The organism is Stenotrophomonas maltophilia, assembly GCF_006974125.1.
Classification (GTDB): domain Bacteria; phylum Pseudomonadota; class Gammaproteobacteria; order Xanthomonadales; family Xanthomonadaceae; genus Stenotrophomonas; species Stenotrophomonas maltophilia_O.
This window is the reverse complement of record NZ_CP037858.1, coordinates 3,240,521-3,262,428: the sequence shown is the minus strand read 5'-3', so window position 1 is coordinate 3,262,428 and position 21,908 is coordinate 3,240,521. Positions and strand designations below refer to the sequence as shown.

The following is a 21,908-nucleotide window of genomic DNA, read 5'->3' as shown; positions in this document are numbered from 1 at the left end:
GGGGCGTGAGGGGAGCCTATTGTAGGGTCGAGCCTGCTCGACTGCTTGAAGAGCGTGCCAACCAAGGTTGGCACCCACCAGAGCGGTAGCGCCGGGCCATGCCCGGCGGCGTCATCAACGCCCCAGCCGCTTGTCCCGTGCCCGCTGGTCGGCCATCGCCTTGTCCAGCTCGGCCTGCAGCGCCGGCTGCTGCACGGCGGCGTCCAGCACATAGACCTTCACGCCGTGCGCGGGCACGTCGGCCTTCAGCGGACCGTTCACCTGCAACGAACCGCCGTCCAGCGCATCACGCCAGCGGCCGGACTGGACGTAATGCGCCACGGTGAGAGTCCTGGCCTGGTCGCCCTTGTTCAGCAACACCAGCGCGGTCTGCGCCACCTCGCCATGCTGCAGCACGCGGAAGAACACCGCCTCATCGCCCTGCAGGCGCTCATTCACCTGCAGGCCGCGCTGCAGCGCCGGGGTGGCTTCGCGCAGCCTGGCGATACGCTGCAGCGGCGCGAAGATCGGGCTCTTCGGCGCCGCATCCACACGCGACTGGCCGAAGTACGCACGGTTGCCGGCATGCTCGGCACGGCCACGCATGAAACCGGTCTCCGAGCCGTAATAGACCACCGGAATGCCGCGCGCGGTGAACAGCCAGTTGTGCGCATCGATGAAGCCGTTGTCGCTGGCCTGCAGGCGCGGCATGTCGTGGTTGTCGTAGAAGCTCATCAGCTCATACGGGTTGGCGTACGGCCCCCCGCTCAGGTGCAGCGGCTCGGCCAGGGTCTCGAAGCCCTTGCCGGCGGTGCCGAAGGTCTGCTCCAGTGCGCCGCGCAGCGGGAAGTCGAGCACACTGACATTGGCGTTGGCCGGCCAGGTGTGCTCGGCAATGGTCGCCGCGTTGTAGTCGAAGGCTTCGCCAAACATGAACATGCCCGGGTGCTCGGCGCGGATGCGCTTGACGAAGGCATGCCACCACGGATGCGGCAGCCAGCCGATGGTGTCGATGCGCAGCGCATCCACGCCCTGCGCGGTCCATTGCAGGTAGGCACCGACCAGGTAGTCCATCACCGCCGGATTGTCCTGATTGAAGTCGGACAGCTCAGCCAGGTTGCCATCGAAGATCGAGCCATCCTTGCTGTCGACCGGACCGATGTTGTTGTAGAACGCGTGCAGCGGGTTGTGCTTCGGATCCAGTTTCTGCGGCGGCAGGTTCTGGTGGTCGGCGATCAGCTTTCCGTCCTTGTCGAAGATCTGCCCGAACTGCGGCTGCCGTGTCGGCATGGTCCAGGCCGGCGAACCGTGGTTGCCGACGATGTCCAGCACCACCTTCAAGCCAGCACCGTGCAGGCCCTTGGTCAGCCCGGCGAAGTCCAGGTCCTTGCTGGGCAGGTGTTCATCGAGTTTGTAGAAGTTGATGCCCCAGTACCCGTGGTAGCCGGTCTTGCCACGGTCGGTCAGCGTGCTGGTGCAGCTGATCGGCTTGCTGCCGGTGAAGGCTTCATCCGGGTTGTCGACGATGGGGGTGATCCACACCGCGCCGAACCCCAGGTTGCGGATGTACTGCGCATTGTCGAGCACGCCGCGGAAGTCACCGCCGAGGTAGCCGATGTTGCCGTCCACCTTGTCCGGGCATGGCACCGGAATATCGAAGGTGCGGTGCGCGCCCCCCTGGTCACGATGGTCGTTGGACGGATCACCATTGACGAAGCGGTCGGTGACCACGAAGTACACCGCATCACTGGCGAACGGCTCGGTGGTGCCGACGTAGTCCGGGCGCGGCGCGGCCGCGGCCTGGCCGGCGAACAGGGCAAGGGAAACAGCAACAGCCAACGCAGCACGCATCACACCACCTCCGGTCGGGACGGAACCCGCAGCACACACAGGCCGGCAATGAACAGGCTGCAGCCGCCCAGTACCAGCACATGCATCGGCTGACCGCCCAGCCAGGCGCGCAAGGCAAAGCCGAGCGCACTGGCCGCGACCAGCTGCGGGATCACGATGAAGAAATTGAAGATGCCCATGTACACGCCCATCTTCGACGCCGGCACGCTGTCGGACAGCAGTGCATACGGCAGCGACAGGATCGAGGCCCAGGCAAAGCCCACACCCACCATCGACAGCAGCAGCCAGTGCGGGTCGCGGATGAACATCAGCGAGACCAGGCCGGCGCCGCCCAGCCACAGGTTGACCAGATGGCTCCAGCGCAGGCCGATCGCACGCACCATCGGCGGAATCAGCACCGCCGCCAGCGCAGCGAAGCCGTTGTAGGCGCCAAACAGCACGCCCACCCAGTTGGCACCTTCGTTGTAGGCGGCCGACTGTGGATCGGTCGAACCGAAGTGGGTACCGGCCACCGCAGCGGTGGTGTAGATCCACATGGCGAACAGCGCGAACCACGAGAAGAACTGCACCCACGCCAGGCGGCGCATGGTGACCGGCATCGCGCGCAGGTCGCCGACGATGGCGGCCAGCATATGGGTGGCAGGCAGCGCGCGGGCCACGGCCAGCAGCAGGCCGTAGCCCGCACACAGCCCCGCCAGCACGTACAGCATCCTGTCACCCTGGCGCCAGGCGATCAGCAGGGCCAGCAGCACACCCAGTCCCAGCCACAACGCCACCTGCGTCCACGGTGCCGGTCCGCTGATCACACGCGCGGCATGGTGCGCCGGTGGCTCGGCATCGTCGAATGCGGCCAGCTGCGCCGGCGAGTACTCGCGGGTGCTCACCACCGTCCAGCTGATCGCTGCCAGCAGCACCACCGCGCCGAAGTAGAACGCGTAGCGCACGGTGTCCGGCACTTCACCGGCGGCGGCCGTATTGGCCACGCCGAAGTGGGCCAGGATGAACGGCAGGAAGCTGGCAACGATCGCGCCCACGCCGATGAAGAAGCTCTGCATCGCATAGCCGGTGGGACGCTGGCGTGGCGCCAGCTGGTCACCGACGAAGGCACGGAACGGCTCCATCGATACGTTGATCGAAGCGTCCAGCACCCACAGCGTGCCGGCGGCGATCCACAGCGTCGGCGAGTTCGGCATCACCAGCAGCGCCAGCGTGGTCAGCACGGCACCGATCATGAAGAACGGACGGCGGCGGCCCCAGCGCGTCCAGGTGCGGTCGGACAGGTAGCCGATCACCGGCTGCACCAGCAGGCCGGTGAGCGGTGCGGCGATCCACAGCCCGGGCACCGCCTCGATGTCCGCGCCCAGCGTCTCGAAGATGCGGCTGGCATTGGCGTTCTGCAGCGCGAAACCGAACTGGATGCCAAGGAAGCCGAAACACATGTTCCAGATCTGCCAGAACGACAGTTGTGGCTTGGCGGGACGATTCATCGTGCGCCCTCTTCCATCGCCACCGGTGCCACCTTCAGCGCCTGCACCTGCGCCTGGTTGAGCACGCCCTCACGGCCGCCCTTGCCACCGGTGTAGTGCGCGAAGTGTTCAAGCGCGCTCATGTTGAAGCCCTCTTCAAGCGTGACCGTACAGCGGCCCTTGGGCACCGCGAACGTTGCGGAGGTCGATTCCTGCAAGCCCACGCTGTGCGGCAAGGCAACCGTGTGCCGTTGCAGCGGCTGGCCGGGACACTGCAGCGCCAGCTGCTTCACCGCAGCGGTGACGCCGGTGTTGATCGGGCCGTTCGGGTTGGCGTACTGCAACCGCAGCCGTACGTGTCCGGCGTTGGCCGAGGTGAACTGCCAGTGCTGCTCCCCCTTCAGCAGCTGCTCCGGTCCGACACAGACCGTCGGACTGTGCAGTGATTCCAGCATGCCTTGGCGATGGGTCAGGCTGAGGCAGTGCTGCAGGCCATCGTCGCTGATGTGCGCCACGCCGTTGCTGGCGGTGACCGTCTTGCCGTCCTGCCACAGCACGTGATGCGCGGCGACCTGGACGTCCCAGCCCGCGCCCTTGCGCAGGGGCTGCGGCGCCACCGGCGTGGCCGGCGCACGCGCGTTGGCATCCGCCGTCGTGGCGGTGAAACCAGTTGCTGCCGGTGCAGCGACCAGCTGCACCGTGGTGGTCGTGCCGCGCGTGGTGGTCCTGCCGGCCAGCAGCAGGCCGTCGCCCACGTTCTGCGGGCGCTCCAGCACGTAGCGCTTGCCAGCGACTTCCAGGCTGATGCTGCGCTGCGTGCCGAACAGCTCCGGCACCAGCACCGCCGGCAGCTTGGGCTGCACGCGGCCATCGTCCTGCACGCCGAATACACCTTCGACCACCATCGACAGATAGCCGGCCACCGACCACAGCTGGCGTTCGGAATTGACCACCGGGCCGCTCAGCGCACCGTCCTCGACATGCACCGCCTGGCTGACCAGCTCGTAGTTCTCCATGTTGGAGCCAGCCAGCGCGGCACCCTGCATCAGCGAGCGGATCTCGGCCGCGATGCGCGGCGCATCATCCAGCTGCCGCGCTGCACGCAGCGAGTAGGCGCTGACGAACGGCCAGATCGCGCGGTTGTGGTAGATCGGCTGCTGCGCTTCCTGCGGCCAGACCACCGGGCTGCCAGCCGGCCCCATCGGGTACGCCGCCAGCGCACGGCGCGCACGCTCGGGCGGCAGCACGTCGGCCAGGATGCCCAGTGACAGCCCGAGCAGATCGACCTTGGTGTACGGCACCGGGTGCGCGGCTTCGCCGATGTAGCTCATGTACTGGCCGATGTCCTCGCGCCAGAAGCGCGCATCAATCTGCTGCGCCAACGCATCGGCCCACGCCTTGTACTCGGCCGCGCGGGCATCGCCGTGCTGGCCGGCCAGGCGTTCGGCCAGGCGCAGTGCCTGGTAGTGCAGCACGTTGGTGGACAGCGCATAGGAATCACCGATGAAGCGCACATCCTCGCGGGTCCAGTCAGGATAGGTCTGCTCGCGCCAGTCCAGGAACGAGGTTTCCCCCCGGTACAGGCCCATCTGCGTGTCGAACACCATCGCGCGGTCCTGCGCCAGCGTGCCCTGCAGCGCCTGCCAGACCTGGTCGGCAAACGCGCGATCCTCCAGCAGATGACGTGCAGCCAGGAACCACACCACGCGATCGCTGCTGATCGGCCAGCTGCCACCGGAACCGGTGTCCTGCGCCACGAACAGGCCGCGCGTTTGGCCATCGCGCGCCGCCGACAGCTTGAACTGCAGCGACTGCCGGGTGCGCTCCGGGTCCAGCCGCGCCAGCGCCAGATCGGCGGCGAAGCTGACATCGCGGGTCCACACATAGGGCCAGCGCGCGCCTGTCTGGAAGCACTCGCATGGCACCGGCCGGCCTTCGTCGAACGCAGGATCGCGGATCGCATCCACGCGATCCTGGTCCATTTCCTGCTGGGCCAGCGCGAACAACGCGTCGAACATCACGCTACCTGTCTGGCTGCGCATCGGCATGGGCGCGATGCGCACCTCACCCTTCGGCGCATGCAGCAGGTAGCTGCCGTTGGCAGCGGCTTCGGCACGCGCATGGCGGCCGTCGAATTGCAGGTCGGCCGCCTGCGCGGTCGATCCCAGCGCTGCCCCCAGGGCAGCGGTCAGGCAAATGATCTTCAGCATCGAAGCGGCGGACCGGCTTGCGCCCGTCGGCCTCCCTCCCTCTCTGCACGCGTTGTAGGTCCGCACCGTCGTTGCCGGCGGGCGGGCGCGGCCCCTCCCTCAAGGTGCCTTGGCCCCATGGTAGACGCGGGGCTGTCGGCTGCGTCCAGCTGCATACGTATTCATGGCGCCACGCGATAGCGCGCCTGCTGCGCTGGCTTATGGTCCGGGTCTGCCAACGGCGCCTTGGGAGGGGAAATGCCGATGTCACACACGGTTGTACGCGCACTGTTCGCGCACATGCTCGGCGTGGCCCTGCTGGGATTGGCCACGCTGGCACAGGCCGCGCCACAGGTCGTCAGCGTCGAATCACCCGGCAAGGTGCTCAAGGTCAGCCTGGTGCTGGACGGCGGCACCGCCCGCTACCGCGTCGAGCGTTTCGGCGAGCCCGTGGTGGCCGATTCGAAGCTGGGCTTCGAACTGCGCGATGGCCGCCTGGACCGCGATTTCGCCCTGCTCGGCCACCAGCAGCGCAGCGTCGATGACACCTGGGAACAGCCCTGGGGCGAGCGCCGGCTCACCCGCAACCACTTCAACGAGATGACCGTGCAGCTGGCCGGGACCACCGGCAGCAGGCGCCGGCTGGATGTGGTGTTCCGCGTCTACGACGATGGCCTGGGCTTCCGCTATGTATTCCCTCAGCAGCCGAACCTGCGCGAGGCCATCATCGATGACGAACTGACCGAGTTCGCCATCGCGCCCGAATCAACCGCCTGGTGGATTCCCGCCGGTGAGCCGATCCACTACGAATACCTGTACCAGCGCACGCCGCTTCGCGAGGTGCCGCTGGTGCATACGCCGATGACCCTGCGCAGCCGTGATGGCCTGCACGTGGCGATCCACGAGGCCGCGTTGGTGGACTACGCCGGCATGTGGCTGCGGCGAACCGAGGGACAACGCCTGCGCGCGCAGCTGTCACCCTCGGCCGAAGGCTGGAAGGTGCGCCGTGCCCTGCCCTTCGCCACGCCCTGGCGCACGCTGCAGATCGCAGACCGTGCCGGTGGCCTGGTCGAATCGGACCTGATCCTCAACCTCAACGAGCCCAATGCGCTGGGCGATGTGAGCTGGGTGAAACCGGCCAAGTACGTGGGCGTGTGGTGGTCGATGCACCTGGACAACGAGAGCTGGGCGACCGGACCGAAGCATGCGGCCACCACCGCCAGGACGAAGAAGGTGATCGACTTCGCCGCCGCGCACGGCTTCCGTGGTGTGCTGGTGGAAGGCTGGAATCCGGGCTGGGACGGCATGTGGGTAGGCAATGGCTACGACTTCGATTTCACCCGTGCCACGTCCGATTTCGACATTGAAGCACTGTCGGCGTATGGCCTGAAGAAGGGTGTTCACCTGATCGGCCACCATGAAACCGGCTGCGCCATCGAACACTACGAGGATCAGCTGGGCGCTGCGCTGGACCTGTACGCACGGCTGGGCGTGGACCAGTTCAAGACCGGCTATGTCTGCGACGACGGCCAGGTCGACCGCCGCAATCCCACGGGGGGCCCGCTGTGGCGCGAGTGGCACGACGGGCAGTTCATGGCCCGCCACCATCTGAAGGTGGTGCAGGAAGCCGCGCGCCGGCACCTGTCGGTGAACCCGCATGAGCCGATCAAGGACACCGGCCTGCGCCGCACCTATCCCAACTGGATCTCGCGCGAAGGTGCGCGTGGCATGGAGTACAACGCCTGGGGCCAGCCACCGAACCCGCCGGAACATGAGGTCAACCTGGTGTTCACCCGCATGCTGGCCGGGCCGATGGATTACACCCCCGGCATCCTCAGCCTGAAGGGCCGCCACGGCCAGGCCATCCCCAGCACGTTGGCCCGCCAACTGGCGCTGTACGTGGTGCTGTACAGCCCGATCCAGATGGCCGCCGACCTGCCCGAGCACTACCTGCAGCATCGCGAGGCGTTCCGCTTCATCGAAGACGTGGCGGTGGACTGGGAGCAGAGCCGCGTGCTCGATGGCGAAGTGGGCGACTACGTGACCATCGTGCGCCGCGACCGCAACAGCCGCGACTGGTTCCTCGGCAGCATCACGGATGAACACGGCCGCGTGCTGTCGGTGTCGCTGGGCTTCCTGGAGCCAGGCGTGCGCTATCGCGCCGAGATCTACCGTGATGGTGAAGGCGCTGATTTCCGCAGCAACCCGTTCGCGTTCGCACGCGAAACCCGCGAGGTGACCAGTGCCGATGCAGTGACGCTGGTGCTGGCACCGGGCGGTGGGCAGGCCATTCGCTTCACGCCGCTGTGAATGCCCCGGTAGTGCCAGCCGCTGGCCCGCAACCCGGTGAACGCGATTGCCGGCCAGCGGCCGGCACTACCGCAAGCAGGATCTGAAAGCGATTACATCCCTGCAAACACCATTGAATACGTATGCAGGGTGATTCCCGCGAAGAACGCGCTGCCTACCATAGCGGCGACGACAGCGGCCACCGCGTCGCACGTCCTCGGCCCGGCCGGGACGCTCACGAATCGATCTGCAACATTGCCTGGGAGGGGAAAATGTTGAACCACAAGCGCAGTGCGCTGAGTCTCGCGCTGGCCGTTGTACTGGCGCCGACGCTGGCGTCGGCACAGTCCACGCAGAGCACCACCACGCCGGCCGGCACCGCCGCCACCAACCTGGACACGGTGCAGGTCACCGGCATCCGCCGCGGCATCGAGAGCGCGATCGCGGTCAAGCAGGACGCCACCTCGGTGGTCGAGGCGATCTCCGCCGAAGACATCGGCAAGCTGCCCGACGTCAGCATCGCCGAGTCGATCTCGCGCCTGCCCGGCCTGGCCGCGCAGCGCGTGGCGGGCCGTGCGCAGGTGATCAGCGTGCGCGGCCTGTCGCCGGACTTCGCCACCACCCTGCTCAATGGCCGCGAAGTGGTCAGCACCGGTGACAACCGCGGCGTCGAGTTCGACCAGTATCCGTCCGAGCTGGTCAACGGCGTGACCGTGTACAAGACCCCGGATGCGGCGCTGGTCGGCCAGGGCCTGTCGGGCACCATCGACATGCAGACGGCACGCCCGCTCAGCTTCGGCGAACGCGTGATCGCGGTCAGCGGCCGGTACCAGAAGAGCTCGCTCGGTCGCGCCGCCAACGTCGATCCGTACGGCAACCGCTTCAGCGCCAGCTATATCGACCAGTTCCTGGACAAGACCCTGGGCATCGCCATCGGCTACGCGCACAGCGACATGCCGATCCAGGAGAACCAGGTCGGCCTGTATGAGCCGTGGACCACCGAGCACACCGACAAGGGCAACCGCCCGGGCGTTGCCGCCGGCACCTACTTCTCCGATGGCATCAAGGCGCTGCGCCGCACCGGCAACAACAAGCGCGACGGCGTGATGGCCACGATCCAGTTCCGGCCGAACAACAGCTGGACCAGCACCTTCGATGCGTTCCACACCGAAGCCGAGCAGATCGACACCGCCAACCAGTTCGAGCTCAACCTGAGCAACTACAACGGCAATTACACACCCGGCCTGCTGGTCAGCAACCCGCAGATCAACGCCAATGGATCATTCACCGGCGGCACCGCCAGCGGCGTGTACCCGCTGGTACGCGGCATGTACAACAAGCGCAAGGACAAGATCGACGCGTTCGGCTGGAACAACGAATTCAACTTCAGTGGCGTCAAGCTGGTCGCCGACCTGAACTACTCCAAGGCCACCCGCGATGAGCTGAACCTGGAAAACAACCTGCAGCTGACGCCGATGCCGCAGCTGGATACGGTCGGCGTGTCGATCCGCCAGAACGGTTTCTCGCAGATCAGCCCGGGCCTGGACTATTCCAACCCCGGCGCGTTGTTCCTGACCAACACCATCTACGGTTCCGGCTACGGCAAGGTGCCGCAGGTGGAAGACCGCCTGAAGGGTGGCAAGCTGGCCGCCACCATCGCCCTGCCCGATGCCATCGCCTCGTGGGCGCCGGACATCGACATCGGCGTGAACTACGCCGACCGCCGCAAAGTGAAGACGCAGTCCGAAGGCAACATCCTGCTCGGTGCCCAGGGCGATGCCAACATCGCCTCGGACCTGCAGTACCGCCCGGTGGACCTGAGCTTCGCCGGCCTCGGCACCATCCCGGCCTGGAACGTGCCGGCCGCGGTGGGGCGCTACATGACCTTCAACCCGGTCGACAACCTGGACTACCTGATTCCCAAGTCGTGGACGGTGCAGGAAAAGATCACCACCGCGTGGGCGCGCCTGAACATCAACACCGACATCGGCGTGGTCGGCGTGCGCGGCAACATCGGCGTGCAGATGCAGCACACCGACCAGAGCTCGGATTCGCGCTACTGGGACAGCTCGCAGCCGGCCGGCAGCAACATCCAGCCCTACTCCGCTGGCCGCACGTACAACGACTGGCTGCCGAGCTTGAACCTGGCCTTCATGTTCCCGCACCAGCAGACGTTGCGCTTCGCCGCCGCCAAGCAGGTCGCACGCCCGCGCGTGGACCAGATGCGCGCCGGCCTGGAGTTCGGCGTGGACACCGGCACCGGCCGCCCTGGCGGCAGCGGCGGTAATCCGCTGCTGGACCCGTGGCGTGCCACCGCGCTGGACCTCTCCTATGAGAAGTACTTCGGCGAGAAGGCCTATGTGGCCGCCGCGATCTTCTACAAGGACCTGAAGAGCTACGTCTACACCCAGTCGGTGGACAACTACGACTTCACCGCGCTGCTGGGCAGTTACGTGCCGCCGCCGGGCATGACGGCGCCGGTGCTGACCACCGGCACCTTCTCCGCTCCGCAGAACGGCAAGGGCGGCACGCTGAAGGGCCTGGAACTGACCGCGTCGTTCCCGCTGGACATGCTGACCGACAATCTGCGCGGCTTCGGCGTGCAGGCCAGCGCGACCTTCAACAAGAGCGACATCACCATCCTGGATCCGGAGAGCGCCTCCAGCGTGGGCAGTGACCCGATCAGCCTGCCGGGCCTGTCCAAGCGCGTGTACAACTTCACCACCTATTACGAGCGCAGCGGATTTGAAGCACGCGTGAGCCAGCGCCGGCGTTCGGACTTCATCGGTGAGATCGGCAATTTCAACGGCAACCGCAGCCTGCGCTACGTCGTCGGCGAAAACGTGACCGATGCGCAGGTCAGCTACACCTTCAGCGACAGCAGCGCCCTGCGGGGCCTGACCCTGCTGCTGCAGGGCAGCAACCTGACCAACGAGCCGTACCGCACCTACGCCGGCAGCAAGGACCGCCCGCTGGAGTACATCGAGTGGGGCCGCACCTACATGCTGGGCGTGAACTACAAGTTCTGACCATGACCAGGTAGTGCCGGCCGCTGGCCGGCAACACAAGGGGAGCAGGACCGGAAACCCGCTGCGCAGGCAGCGGGTTTTCTTTTGCGCGGATGCTGGCCGTTGGCCGGCCAAGCCCATCCACGCATGGCGTGGACAAGGGCCTCCCCCAGTAGATCCACGCCATGCGTGGATGCCTTTCACCAACCGCACCCACAAAAAAGGGACGGGGCGCTTCGGCCCCGTCCCCGCAAGTACCGCCACCGGAGAAAACGGTCAGCTGCGTCGGGCGCAATACACCGCACGCGGCGGCAGCTGGAGTTCATTGCCCTGCACCGTGCCCGCATCCGGGCCCGGCACCGCCACCTGCTGCCAGTTGCCCGGCGGCAGCGGATGGCTCACCGCCTCGGCCGACAGGTTGAAGGCCAGCAGGAGGGTTTCATCTGCAAGCATACGCTCGAACAGCAGCACTGGCTCGGCGCTTTCGATGAATCGGATGCTGCCATGCAATAGCGCCGGCTGGCCATGCCGCCAGGCCAGGAATGCCCGGAACGCCGCCAGGACCGAGTGCGGGTCGCGCTCCTGCACGGCCACCGCCGCCACCCGGTGCTCGGCCGGGATCGGCAGCCAGGGCTTGCCGGAGGTGAAGCCAGCCAGCGGAGCGTCGGTCCACGGCAGCGGGGTACGGCAGCCGTCGCGGCCCTTGAAATTCGGCCAGAAGGTGATGCCATAGGGGTCCTGCAGGGCCTCGAACGGCACCTCGGCCTCGGCCAGGCCCAGCTCCTCGCCCTGGTACAGGCACACCGAGCCGCGCAGCGAGCACAGCAGCGCCACCAGCATCCGCGCCAGGCGCGGGTCGGCCGGGTGGCCGCCCCAGCGGCTGACCGCCCGCTCCACGTCGTGATTCGAAACCGCCCAGCAGGGCCAGCCTTCGGTCATCACCGCTTCCAGGCGCGAGACCGTATCGCGGATGTAGGCCGCACTGTAGTCGTTGACCAGCAGCTCGAAGCTGTAGCCCATGTGCAGGCGGCCGTCCTGGGTGTACTCGGCGGTGGTGGCCAGCGAGTCCTCCGAGGAAATCTCGCCGAGGCTGACCGCGCCCGGGTACTCGTCCAGCAGCGCGCGCAGCTGCCCCAGGAACGGCAGGTTCTCCGGCTGGGTGTTGTTGTAATAGTGATACTGGTACGCGTACGGGTTGTCTGGACTGAAGCCGCGGCCCACGCGCTTGTCCGCCGGCTTGGACGGGTTGTCGCGCAGCTGCGCATCGTGGAAGCAGAAGTTGATCGCATCCAGGCGGAAGCCGTCCACGCCGCGGTCCAGCCAGAAGCGCACGTTGTCCAGGGTGGCCTGCTGCACGTCCGGGTGATGGAAGTTCAGGTCCGGCTGGTCGACCAGGAAGTTGTGCAGGTAGTACTGCTCACGGCGAGGCTCCCACTGCCAGGCGCCGCCACCGAACAGCGACAGCCAGTTGTTCGGCGGCGTGCCGTCCTCGCGCGGGTCGGCCCAGACGTACCAGTCCGCCTTCGGGTTGCTGCGGTCCTGGCGGCTCTCGCGGAACCAGGCGTGCTCGATCGAGGTGTGGCTCAGCACCTGGTCGATCATCACCTTCAGGCCCAGACCGTGCGCCTTGGCCAGCAGGCGGTCGAAGTCGTCCAGGCTGCCGAACAGCGGGTCGACGTCGCGGTAGTCGGCGATGTCGTAGCCGAAGTCGGCCATCGGCGACTTGAAGAACGGCGAGATCCAGATCGCGTCCACGCCCAGCGCGGCAATGTGGTCCAGCCGCTCGATGATGCCCGGCAGGTCGCCCACGCCATCGCCGTTGGCATCGAGGTAGCTGCGCGGGTAGATCTGGTAGATGACGGCTCCGCGCCACCATGGATAGTGCGACATCGACAGCCCCCCTCCGGGCATGCGGGGCCCGCCGGAAGCGGGCCGAAATCCTGTTCCGGCAAGCTTAGCGGCGGCCTCCCGGGCATGGCGCAACCTGCATACGTATTCACGCAGGCGGCCGCCTTGGCCAGGCCGCGGACGCCGGCCGGCCCGGTTTGCGCCCGAATTCACGGTCAGCGCCTATAATCAGTGGTGAGCCTGAAAGCCTGATCGCATGACCATCACCGAAGACACCCGTCCCGCCCTGGGCCTGCCCCAGATCCAGTCGCTTGCCGCGGCCGACATGGCCGCCGTCGACGCCCTGATCCGGCGCCGGCTGTCCTCGGACGTCGTGCTGATCAACCAGATCGCCGACCACATCATTTCCGCCGGCGGCAAGCGCCTGCGCCCGATGCTGGTGATGCTGGCCGGCCGTGCGGTCGGCAATGTCGGCGCGGACCACCACCAGCTGGCCGCGATCATCGAGTTCATCCACACCTCCACCCTGCTGCACGACGACGTGGTGGACGAATCCAGCCTGCGGCGTGGCCGCAGCACCGCCAACGCGCTGTGGGGCAACGCGCCCAGCGTACTGGTCGGCGACTTCCTGTACTCGCGCAGCTTCCAGCTGATGGTCGAGCTGGAGCGCATGTCGGTGATGCAGATCCTGGCCGATGCCACCAACCGCATCGCCGAGGGTGAGGTGCTGCAGCTGCTGCACGTGCACAACCCCGATACCGACGAAGCCGCCTACCTGCGCGTTATCGAGCGCAAGACCGCGGTGCTGTTCGCTGCCGGTACCCGCCTGGGCGCGCTGGCCAGCGGTGTGGACGAAGCCACCCAGCAGGCCCTGTTCGACTACGGCATGCACCTGGGCTACGCGTTCCAGATCGCCGACGACGTGCTGGACTACTCGGCCAACGCCGAGGAGCTGGGCAAGAACCTGGGCGACGACCTTGCAGAGGGCAAGGCGACGCTGCCGCTGATCCACGCGATGGCCCACTCCGACGATGCCACCCGCGAGCGCCTGCGCACCATCGTGCGGGATGGTGATGCCACGGCGATGCCGGAAGTGCTGGCCGCGATCCGCGCCACCGACGGCCTGGAGTACAGCCGCGCGCGTGCCGAGGAATATGCCGAAGCCGCCGAGCGCGCGCTCGATGGCCTGGCTGACAACGACGCCGTGGCCGCCCTGCGTGGTCTGGCCCGCTACGCGGTGCAGCGCTCGCATTGATGGCGTCGCCGGGCATGGCCCGGCGCTACCGCACGCGATCGGGTAGCGCCGGGCCATGCCCGGCGAACACCGCGGCTCAACGCTTCTCGAAGCGTTCCTCGAAGAACTCATCCAGCGCCTTCCACGCACGCTTGGCCGCACGCTCGTTGTACTGGCAGCCCGGCGGGCTGTTGGCATCGCGCTCGGCGAAGCAATGCACCGCACCGCTGTAGTTGGTGAACTCCCAATCGACCTTGGCTGCGTTCATTTCCTTCTGGAAACCGGCGATGTCCTCGGCGGTCACGCTCTTGTCGTCGGCCCCGTTGAGCACCAGCACCGACGGGTGCGTGCCACCGGCCTGCGCCGGCAGCGGCGAACCCAGCCCGCCGTGCAGGCTGACCACGCCAGCCAGCGGCGCACCCGCGCGGGCCAGTTCCAGCACCGTGGTGCCGCCGAAACAGAAGCCCACCGCACCGATCCGGCCAGCATCCAGCGGCACCTTCCCGGCCTGCGCCTTGAGCACGTTCACCGCTTCCAGCGCACGCGCGCGCAGCAGCGGCCGATCGTTGCGCAGCCTGGTCGCCACCGGGCCGGCCTCGGCATCGGTCTTCGGCCGCACGCCCTTGCCGTACACATCGGCCACCAGCACCACGTAGTCATCGCCGGCCAGCTGCTTGGCCTTCTCTATGGCCGATGCGTTCACACCCTTCCAGTTCGGCACCATCACCAGGCCCGGGCGCTTGTCGTTGTCGCCGTCGTCATAGACCAGCACGCCACTGAAGGTCGTGCCCTGGTGCTTCCACTCCACCGGCTGCGTCTTCATCGCCGCCCACGCCGGCATCGCCGCCAGCCCCAGCATCACCGCCACACCGCATCGCCAACGATTCATGCGCCTGCTCCGCAAGAAAAAGGGGACGGAGGGGATTAAGCCGTATTCGCCCCTCCCGCGTCGCATTCTGCATTGGCGACGTGACGCAGGTGTGGTTGGATACGACTTAATCCCCTCCGTCCCCTTTTTTCGCATGAACCTGGTTGATCGCTTTCTGTCTGGCCTGATCCCACGCCTGCCTGCCGACGATGCCCCGCGGTGGGCCCATGTGCAGGGCGCCAGCGCCGAAGACCTGCAGCGCCTGCGTGCGCAGTGGCCGCTGGTGCCGGACAGCCTGGCAGAACTGTTGTCCCGCGTGGATGGCACCCACTTCCGCGAGTACCCCAGCGGTGAGGTCTGCGTGTTGATGCTCGGCTCGGACGTGGAGGATGGCGGCTATCCGTACTACCTGCGTTCGGTCGCGCAGATCTTCGAGGACCAGCAGCAATGGGACGACAGCATCCGTTCCATCTACGAGGAATGGCTGGACGACGAGCCGGAGATCCTGGGTGAAGGCATCGACGCCGACCTGCCGATGAACCGCCGCCTGTGCTTCTCGCACTGCATGAACAATGGCGGCACCTCGATGCTGTACCTGGATTTTGATCCGGCACCCGGCGGCGTTGCCGGCCAGGTGGTGCGCTACCTGCACGATCCGGACAGCTACGCGGTGATCGCGCCCAGCTTCGATGCGTATCTGCAGCAGCTGATCGACGGCGGCTACGCGTTCATCGACGAGGAACAGTAGATCCACGCCATGCGTGGATGAATTTCTCCGGAGGTTGCCGGCCAGCGGCCGGCACTACCTTCAAGCGATACCCAACCCCGGAATCGCGCTGATGCTCTCCGGGTCAAACCCGGCCAGCTCAGCGAAATGACGGCCACGCGCCACGTAGTCGCGATAGGCGCCAAAGCTCGGCGCGCCCGGCGACAGCAGCACCACCCCACCCTGCGCACCCAGCGCGGCGCGCGCCAAGGCCATCGCCTCGGGCAGATCACCTGCAGCGTGCAGGCCGAAGCGACCGGCATCGGCCAGCGGCTGCAGCATCGCGTGGATGCGCGGGCCGTTGCTGCCCATGGTCACGATCTCCACCGGCGGCACGTCGTGCGACATGTGCTGCATGAAATCGCTCCAGTCCAGGCCACGGTCGTGCCCGCCCACCAGCAGCGCGATACGCTGCCCGGCAAAGCACTCCAGCGCAGCCAGGCTGGCATGCGGCGTGGTGCTGATCGAATCGTTGACGTAGGTCAGGCCATCGGCCGCGCCGATGCGTTGCAGGCGATTCGGCAGGGGCCGGAAATCCTGCACCGCCGGCGCGAGCGCCACCGCGTCCAGCCCCAGCGCTTCCAGCGCGGCCAGCACCGCGCACAGGTTGCCGCGGTTGTGGCGGCCCGGCAGCGGTGTGTTGCGGGTATCGAACACGGCCTGCTCACCGCGATGCACGATGTCACCGCGCATATGCCAGCCCTGCGGCTGGTTGAACCAGACCACTTCGCTGTCAGGCAGCGACAGCGCGGCCAGGTGCGGATCGGCGGCGTTGAGCACGGCGATGCGCGGCGCGGCTTCAGTCACCAGCCGCAGCTTGTCTTCGATATAACGCTGTTCGCTGCCGTGCCAGTCCAGGTGTTCGGGGAACAGGTTCAGCACCACCGCTACCTGCGGATGGGCGCCACTGCGCGCCACTTCGCCGGTCTGGTAGCTGGACAGTTCCACCGCCCAGTAATCGGGCGCGGGCTGCGGGTCCAGCACTTCCAGCAGAGGCAGGCCAATGTTGCCGACCAGACCGGTACGGTGGCCGGCGGCACGCAGCAGGTGCGCGACCAGCGCGGTGGTGGTGCTCTTGCCCTTGGTACCGGTCACGCACACGGTGTCGTGCACGATGCCATCGGCAGCCGCATGCTCGGCAAACCACAGCGCGGTGCCACCGATGAAGGTGGTGCCCTGCTCCGCCGCCGCCAGCGCGATCGGCTGGTACGGGCTGATGCCGGGAGACTTGATCACCACGTCAAACGCGGCCAGCGCTTCAGCAGAAGGCTCACCACGCACGTCCAGCACGCCCTGCGTTTCCGCACGCGCGGCCTCGACTTCGGCCGCCGGGCAGAACAGGCTCAGCGGCAGCGTGGGCAGTCGCTCACGCAGCACCGCAAACGCTGCGCGGCCCTCACGGCCCCAGCCCCACAGCGCAACGCGCTTTCCTTCAAGCTTCGAAATCTTCACGCACCCGTTCCCACAGCGCAGCCGGAACGCGGTGCTCGCCCTGCAGCTGCAGCAGCGGTGCCAGTTCCAGTTCGGCGGCATCCAGCTGCGGCTGGATCTCATTGCAGAAGCGCTTCACCAGCACGTCTTCCTTCCACTCCGGGCGCTGCGCCAGGGTCGCCATCGCCGCACGCGATTCGCGGCCTTCGCCGACGCACTCAAACGGCTTGTGGTCCTGGAATTCCAGCAGCGCATCGAAACCACCGGCCTGCTCGGCATCGTCCAGCAGGTTGCGGCCGAAGATGCGCACCAGGCGCGTCTTGGGCATGAACGGGGCCAGCGCCAGGAACACGAAATGGCACTTCGGGCAGACGCCGCACCAGCGGTTCACCGGGCGCTCGCCGAGGATGTGGAAGTTGCGGTTGCAGCTGGAGAAGTGCGCGTCGTAGAAGTCGGTCTTGGCGAACTGGCGGGCCACCGCCAGCTCGGACATCGGGCGCAGCAGCGAGTAGTACTGCAGGTCCGCCGCCACGTGCGCCTGCACATGGCTGCCGAAGGCCTGCTCGAACGCCCAGCCCTTGGACCACTGGTGGTTCACTTCGCCGGTGCCCGGAATCTGGCTGCCGTAGCTGGCCGAACGCTCATTGGAGAACACCACCTGGTCCACGCCCTGCAGCAGCGCGGCCAGCACCATGATCGCCGAGTTCACCGCGGTGACCGGGATATGGCCGTTCCAGGCGCCCTGGCGGTTGAGCTCGAACAGTTCTGGCGCCAGCGCGCGGCCCAGGTTCAGCGTCGGCAGGCCGGTACGCTCGGCACAGGCGCGGATCAGCTGCGAACCGCCGATCCAGGTCACCGTTTCGTCCACGCCGGCACGGCGCAGCGCTTCGATGCTGACCAGCGAATCCTTGCCGCCGCCGATCGCCACCAGCGCGTGCGGCTGCAGGCCCAGCACCGGCGCCTGCACCGCTTCGCCCTGCACCGGCAGGCGGAAGCGCCCGCGCAGGTTCAGGCCGTTGCGGTACGCGAATTCACCCAGGCCGTTGAGATAGACCGTCTCCACCAGCGCAGCGGTATCGGCATCGATGGCATAGCTGTCGATGCTGACCGTCTCCGGTACGCCCGCCTTGTAGTAGCTGACACCGGCGATCAGGTGCAGCAGCTGCAGCGCGCGCTGCACGGCAGCGGTACGCGCCTCGTCCAGCACGAACGGGGCGCCCGGCACGGTGATGGTCTCCACCATCTCCGGGCCGTCATCAAAGGCATAGACCAGCTTGGCCACGCCGGTCTGCGCGGCGAACTCGCAGCGGACGAAGCGGAAGCGGGAAACCTGGTGTTTGTCGAAAGCAGTCATGGTGTATCCGGTCAGGCACGGGCCCGCGCGATGGCGCGGGGCGTGTCGGTGGGCGGGTGCAGGGCGCGCGCGGCGATCATTCGATCACGTCTTCGCGCGGCAGCATCCGCTGGTTGTAGGTGTTGGCCATCGAATAGCCGTAGGCGCCGGCATCGGCGATCAGCATCACGTCGTCCGGCGCGGTCGACACCGGCAGCTTGCGGCGCTTGCCGAACACATCGCTGGATTCGCAGATCGGGCCAACCACATCGAACGCCGCCTCGGCATACCCACCCTGGCGGCTGAGGTTCTCGATGTCGTGCCAGGCGTCGTACAGGGCCGGGCGCATCAGTGCGTTCATGCCAGCATCCAGGCCGACGCGGCGCACGCCGTCCTTCTCCACCACCTGGGTGACATGGGTCAGCAGCACGCCGGACTCGGCCACCAGGTAGCGGCCCGGCTCGATCGCCAGGCGGAAGGCCGGATGCAGCGCCTTGACCTCGGCCAGGCCCTCGGCCCAGGCATCCAGGTCGAACGGCTCGTCCTCGGCGGAATACGGAATCGGCAGGCCGCCACCGATGTCGATGGTCTGCACGCTGCCGATGCGGCGGGCGAAACCGGCCAGTTCATCGCACATCAGGCGCCAGTGCTGCGCGGTCTCCACGCCGCTGCCCAGGTGCGCATGCAGGCCGACCACGCGGCTGCCCAGATCGGTGGCCGCGCGCACGAACTCGTCGACGCGGGCGATCGGCAGGCCGAACTTGGAGTCCTTGCCGCCGGTACGGACCTTGGCATGGTGGCCTTCGCCACGGCCCAGGTCGACACGCAGCCACAGCTCTCGGTTACGGAACAGGTCCGGCCAGCGCTGCAGTGCTTCAACGTTGTCGACGGTGACGGTCACGCCCAGCGCGAATGCGGCTTCGTACTCGCTGCGTGGGCAGAAGCTGGGGGTGAACAGCACGCGCTTGGGCGACAGTTCCGGCAGGTGCTGGAACACGTGCTTCAGCTCGCCGTGCGATACGCACTCGAGGCCGAAACCTTCGGCTTCCAGCAGCTGCAGGATGGCAGGGTGACTGTTGGCCTTGATCGCGTAGTAGCGCTGGTCGATCGGCTTGATCGCAGCCAGCGCACGGGCGCGGGCGCGCACCGTCGGCAGGTGGTAGACGTAGCGCGGCGTGCCGGCATCGGCCAGCTGCAGCACGTGCGCACGCTGGCCCCGCCACCACGGCGTGCCACGCGGGCGCACGGTGCCGGCGATCTCGCGCCAGCGCGGGCCGAACACTTCGGTCTCTTCCACTGGCATCGCGCCGCTGTCGATCAGCTCGGCGTGCAGCACCGGCAGCAGACCATCGGCATCGGCCTCGTCGATGACGAAGGTCAGGTTCAGGTCGTTGGACGACTGCGAGATCATGTGCACGCGCTCGCGGCCGAAGGTGGCCCACACATCCGACAGCTTGTGCAGCAGCGAACGCATGCCACGACCAACCAGGGTGATCGCCGCGCATGGCACGATCACCTTCACCTTGCAGATCTGCGACAGGTCGGCCGACAGCGCGGCCAGCACATCGGTGTTGACCAGGTTCTCGGACGGGTCCAGCGACACGGTGACGTTGGTTTCGGCCGAACCGATCAGGTCCACCGACAGGCCATGCTTCTTGAACAGGTTGAACACATCGGCCAGGAAGCCGACCTGCTGCCACATGCCGATGCCTTCCATCGACACCAGCACGATGCCGTTGCGGCGGCTGATCGCCTTCACCCCCGGCACCGGTGCGGCACTGCCATCGATGCTGGTACCCGGCAGTTCCGGGCGCTCGGTATCGAGGATGGCCATCGGCACGCCGGCATCGCGGCACGGCTTGATCGAGCGCGGGTGCAGCACCTTGGCGCCGGTCGTGGCGATTTCCTGCGCTTCGTAATAGTCCAGGCGGGTCAGCAGGCGTGCGTCCGGCACGTCCTTCGGGTTGGCGCTGAACATGCCCGGCACATCGGTCCAGATCTCCACACGGCTGGCCCCCAGCAGCGCACCGAAGTACGCCGCCGAGGTGTCCGAGCCGCCGCGGCCGAGGATGGCGGTGCCGCCGTCGGCATGGCGGGAAATGAAGCCCTGGGTGATCAGCAGGCGGGTCGGCTGGGCGCGGAAGCGCTGCATCCACTCCGCGTCGGCGCGCCACTGGCAGTTTACCGACAGGCGCTGCGACCAGTCGCTCTGGTTCGGCTGCGGCGGCATCGCATCCAGCCACTGGCGGGCATCCATCCAGCCCATGTCCAGGCCCGACGCGTGCAGATAGGCCGCGCCCAGGGTGGAGGACAACAGCTCGCCCTGGCCCAGCACCTCGGCCTGCCATTCCAGCGGACGGGTCGCGGCGCGCGCATCGTCCAACAGGCCCTGCAGCGCCGCCAGGCGCTCGGCCAGCACCTCACGGCCCAGGCCCAGTTCAACCAGGAAGCCCTCGTGGCGCTCGACCAGCGCGGCCACGCGATCACGGCTGTCCGGCGCGCCATCGGCGATCGCGGTCAGTTCGTTGGTGACCCCGGACAGCGCCGACACCACCACCAGCACGCGCGAGCCGGTCTCTTCCGCACGTTTTTTCGCCAGCTTCCCGATCGTGTCCCAGCGATGACGACGCGACACCGAGGTGCCGCCGAACTTCAGTACGATCCAACGATCGACAAGGGGGGAAGCTGACATGGATTGGCTATGTAGAATGTGGGGAAGCCGCCCTCGGGGGCGGAACCTTTGATTCTAAGCGCAATATCCCCGTAGATGGCCGTCCTCCGTTACCTGCAGCTCGATGTCTTTGCCCCCCGCCCTGGCACCGGCAATCCCCTGGGCGCCATCCTGGACGCCGACAGGCTCTCCGGCAGCCAGATGCAGGCCCTGTCCGCCTGGCTGAACCTGTCCGAGACGGTGTTCTTCCTGCGCCCCAGCGCGCCCGGCGCCGACTACCACATCCGCATCTTCACCCCGACCCGGGAACTGGCGTTCGCCGGGCATCCCAGCGTCGGTGCGGCGTGGGTGGCGGTGACCTGCGGCCTGGCGCAACCGCGCGGCGGCGCCCTGCTGCAGCAATGCGCGGCGGGGTTGCTGCCGGTACGGGTGAGCGGCCCGGCCGAGGCACTGCAGATCCAGCTGGCCAGCCCACCGGCACGACAACTGGACACGACGGCGGACGCCGCGCCGGAGCAGCTGCTGGCGCTGGCGGCCAGCGGGCACGCACCCGAATTGTGGGACAACGGTGCACGCTGGTGGCTGCTGCCACTGCGCGATGCCGCCGCCGTGCGCAGCCTGGTGCCGGACATGGCCGCGCTGGCCGGCTGGAGTCGGGCGACCGATGCCACGGGCGTGGCGGTATTCGCCGACGAAGCCGGCACCGACCACACCCGCGTGGTGCGCGCGTTCTGCCCCGCTGATGCGCCAAGCGTGCCCGAGGACCCGGTGACCGGCAGCGCCAATGCGCTGATTGGCGCCTGGCTGCGGCAGCGCGATGCCCTGCCCGGCCACGAGGGCCGCTACGTGGCCAGCCAGGGCCGTGAAGTGGGACGCGATGGCCTCGTGCAGGTACAGGTCGATGCGCAGGGCACGGTGTGGATTGGCGGCCAGGTGCAGCCGGTCATCGACGGACACATTCGCTGGTAGCGCACG

General features: G+C 67.5%; 13 protein-coding genes. 5 read left to right on the top strand and 8 right to left on the bottom strand.

Annotated elements, in window-relative coordinates:
- Positions 1-114: 114 nt before the first annotated feature.
- From EZ304_RS14920 to EZ304_RS14910, 3 genes are read right to left on the bottom strand one after another with little or no spacing between them, the layout of a single operon-like run.
- Positions 115-1,830: an alpha-amylase family glycosyl hydrolase gene (locus EZ304_RS14920; RefSeq protein ID WP_142807455.1), complete on the bottom strand. Its 1,716-nt coding sequence runs from the start codon at positions 1,828-1,830 to the stop codon at positions 115-117.
- Entirely contained in the window at positions 1,830-3,317 is a 1,488-nt protein-coding gene (locus tag EZ304_RS14915) for an MFS transporter (RefSeq protein ID WP_142807454.1), read from the bottom strand. Before EZ304_RS14915 ends, EZ304_RS14920 begins: the two co-directional genes overlap by 1 nt.
- Positions 3,314-5,506, bottom strand: a complete 2,193-nt coding sequence (locus EZ304_RS14910) for a Six-hairpin glycosidase-like protein (protein WP_142807453.1) — start codon at positions 5,504-5,506, stop codon at positions 3,314-3,316. The genes EZ304_RS14915 and EZ304_RS14910 overlap by 4 nt, the downstream gene beginning before the upstream one ends.
- Positions 5,507-5,743: 237 nt before the next feature.
- On the opposite strand from EZ304_RS14910, the gene EZ304_RS14905 reads away from it, so the two are divergent.
- Complete coding sequence (locus EZ304_RS14905; protein WP_142807452.1) at positions 5,744-7,795, top strand: glycoside hydrolase family 97 protein; 2,052 nt, start codon at positions 5,744-5,746, stop codon at positions 7,793-7,795.
- 251 nt (positions 7,796-8,046) lie between these two features.
- The gene (locus tag EZ304_RS14900; protein ID WP_185959185.1) at positions 8,047-10,803 is read left to right on the top strand and encodes a TonB-dependent receptor; all 2,757 of its coding nucleotides are present in this window, start codon (positions 8,047-8,049) and stop codon (positions 10,801-10,803) included.
- 255 nt (positions 10,804-11,058) lie between these two features.
- On the opposite strand, the gene EZ304_RS14895 is transcribed toward EZ304_RS14900, so the two are convergent.
- A complete protein-coding gene (locus EZ304_RS14895) occupies positions 11,059-12,672 on the bottom strand; it encodes an alpha-glucosidase family protein (protein WP_142807451.1) in 1,614 nt (537 codons plus the stop codon).
- 214 nt (positions 12,673-12,886) lie between these two features.
- On the opposite strand from EZ304_RS14895, the gene EZ304_RS14890 reads away from it, so the two are divergent.
- Entirely contained in the window at positions 12,887-13,885 is a 999-nt protein-coding gene (locus EZ304_RS14890; protein ID WP_142807450.1) for a polyprenyl synthetase family protein, read from the top strand.
- A 76-nt stretch (positions 13,886-13,961) separates the two neighbouring features.
- Here the strand turns inward: EZ304_RS14890 and EZ304_RS14885 are convergent, their stop codons facing one another.
- Complete coding sequence (locus tag EZ304_RS14885; protein ID WP_142807449.1) at positions 13,962-14,753, bottom strand: dienelactone hydrolase family protein; 792 nt, start codon at positions 14,751-14,753, stop codon at positions 13,962-13,964.
- A gap of 133 nt (positions 14,754-14,886) precedes the next feature.
- Between EZ304_RS14885 and EZ304_RS14880 the strand changes: the two genes are divergently transcribed.
- A complete protein-coding gene (locus EZ304_RS14880; protein ID WP_142807448.1) occupies positions 14,887-15,480 on the top strand; it encodes an SMI1/KNR4 family protein in 594 nt (197 codons plus the stop codon).
- A 60-nt stretch (positions 15,481-15,540) separates the two neighbouring features.
- Here the strand turns inward: EZ304_RS14880 and murD are convergent, their stop codons facing one another.
- The 3 genes from murD to EZ304_RS14865 form a co-directional block, all read right to left on the bottom strand.
- On the bottom strand, positions 15,541-16,950 hold the full coding sequence (gene murD, locus EZ304_RS14875; protein ID WP_142807447.1) for a UDP-N-acetylmuramoyl-L-alanine--D-glutamate ligase: 1,410 nt from the start codon (positions 16,948-16,950) through the stop codon (positions 15,541-15,543).
- Positions 16,931-18,283: a UDP-N-acetyl-alpha-D-muramoyl-L-alanyl-L-glutamate epimerase gene (gene murL / locus EZ304_RS14870; protein ID WP_099553061.1), complete on the bottom strand. Its 1,353-nt coding sequence runs from the start codon at positions 18,281-18,283 to the stop codon at positions 16,931-16,933. The genes murD and murL overlap by 20 nt, the downstream gene beginning before the upstream one ends.
- Positions 18,284-18,359: 76 nt before the next feature.
- The gene (locus tag EZ304_RS14865; protein WP_142807446.1) at positions 18,360-20,954 is read right to left on the bottom strand and encodes a bifunctional aspartate kinase/diaminopimelate decarboxylase; all 2,595 of its coding nucleotides are present in this window, start codon (positions 20,952-20,954) and stop codon (positions 18,360-18,362) included.
- 75 nt (positions 20,955-21,029) lie between these two features.
- Here EZ304_RS14865 and EZ304_RS14860 point away from each other — a divergent pair, with 75 nt between their 5' ends.
- Positions 21,030-21,902 carry a PhzF family phenazine biosynthesis protein gene (locus EZ304_RS14860; protein ID WP_142807445.1) on the top strand — a complete coding sequence of 291 codons (873 nt, stop codon included), beginning with the start codon at positions 21,030-21,032 and terminating at the stop codon, positions 21,900-21,902.
- Positions 21,903-21,908: the final 6 nt, after the last annotated feature.